The 1,697-nt window shown below is 51.7% G+C and carries 1 pseudogene; it reads right to left on the bottom strand.

Annotated features, from left to right (window positions below):
* Positions 1 to 1,697: pseudogene (locus IRQ95_RS21840) on the bottom strand (hypothetical protein); the annotation flags it as partial.

Here is a 1,697-nt window from a genome sequence, read left to right as displayed (position 1 = left end):
CAACCAGTTTAAGCTGAACTTCGTCTCCACCATTGACCGTCAAGGTCACGTGGCCGCCGTTGGTTAATTCGTCGTGGTTGACGGACACTTCGACTTGGACTTGGTCATTGCCCAGTTCATCTTTGCTGATCAAACCATCGTTGTTGCCGTCATCTTTGATTTCGACCACAGGACCAAGATTGCTGCCTTGATCGCCGTCACCGTCGCCCGGTGCGACAGTATCTAACTTAGCAGAGTCAGAACCTTGCGCCGATTCATTACCCGCTTTGTCGGTTTGGGTCGCGGTAACAGTAATGGTGCCACCTTCTGCCGGTGCACTCTCAGTCCAAGAGATGGTGCCATTATCGTATTGGTAGTCCGTCGCTTCGTCAGTCAGCGTCACCAGTTCGCCATCAACCAGTTTAAGATCTACGGTTTCACCGTCATTGACGGTAAGCGTGACGTAACCACCGTTGGTTAATTCTTCGTGGTTTACGGACACTTCAACTTGGACTTGGTCATTCCCGAGTTCGTCTTTGCTGATTAAGCCATCGTTGTTGCCGTCATCTTTGATTTCGACCACTGGGCCAAGGTCGACACCTTGCTCGCCTTCACCGTCGCCCGGTGCGACAGTATCAAGTTGCGCTGAATCACTGCCTTGCGCCGATTCATTGCCCGCTTTGTCGGTTTGGGTCGCGGTAACAGTAATGGTGCCACCTTCTGCAGGTGCACTCTCAGTCCAAGAGATAGTGCCATTGTCGTATTGGTAGTCCGTCGCTTCGCCAGTCAACGTCACCAACTCGCCATCAACCAGTTTAAGGTCTGCGGCTTCACCACCGTTGACTGTAAGTGTCACATGGCCGCCGTTGGTTAATTCGTCGTGGTTAACCGATACTTCAACTTGGACTTGGTCATCACCGAGTTCGTCTTTGCTGATCAAGCCGTCGTTATTAACGTCATCTTTAATTTCAACCACTGGGCCAAGGTCGCCACCTTGAGGACCTTCGCCGTCGCCCGGTGCCACAGTGTCTAACTTAGCAGAGTCAGAACCTTGCGCTGATTCATTGCCTGCTTTATCGGTTTGTGTCGCGGTAACGGTAATGGTGTCGCCTTCTTCAGGTTCACTCTCAGTCCAAGAGATGGTGCCGTTGTCGTATTGGTAGTCCGTCGTTTCGCCAGTCAACGTCACCAACTCGCCATCAACCAGTTTAAGATCTACGGTTTCACCGCCATTAACGGTGAGAGTGACATGGCCGCCGTTAGTCAATTCGTCGTGGTTAACCGATACTTCAACTTGGACTTGGTCATTCCCGAGCTCATCTTTGCTGATCAACCCATCGTTATTGACGTCATCTTTAATTTCAACCACTGGGCCAAGGTCGCCACCTTGAGGACCTTCACCGTCGCCCGGTGCCACAGAGTCCAACTTAGCCGAGTCTGAACCTTGCGCTGATTCATTACCCGCTTTATCTGTTTGGGTCGCGGTAACAGTAATGGTGCCACCTTCTTCAGGTGCACTCTCAGTCCAAGAGATGGTGCCGTTGTCGTATTGGTAGTCCGTCGCTTCGTCAGTCAACGTCACTAACTTGCCGTCAACCAGTTTAAGCTGAACTTCGTCTCCACCATTGACCGTCAAGGTCACGTGGCCGCCGTTGGTTAATTCGTCGTGGTTGACGGACACTTCGACTTGGACTTGGTCATTGCCCAGTTCATCTTTG

This window comes from Vibrio fluminensis, from assembly GCF_015278125.1.
GTDB lineage: Bacteria > Pseudomonadota > Gammaproteobacteria > Enterobacterales > Vibrionaceae > Vibrio > Vibrio fluminensis.
The sequence above is the reverse complement of the archived record's forward strand: the minus strand, read 5'-3'. Positions and strand labels throughout refer to the sequence as shown.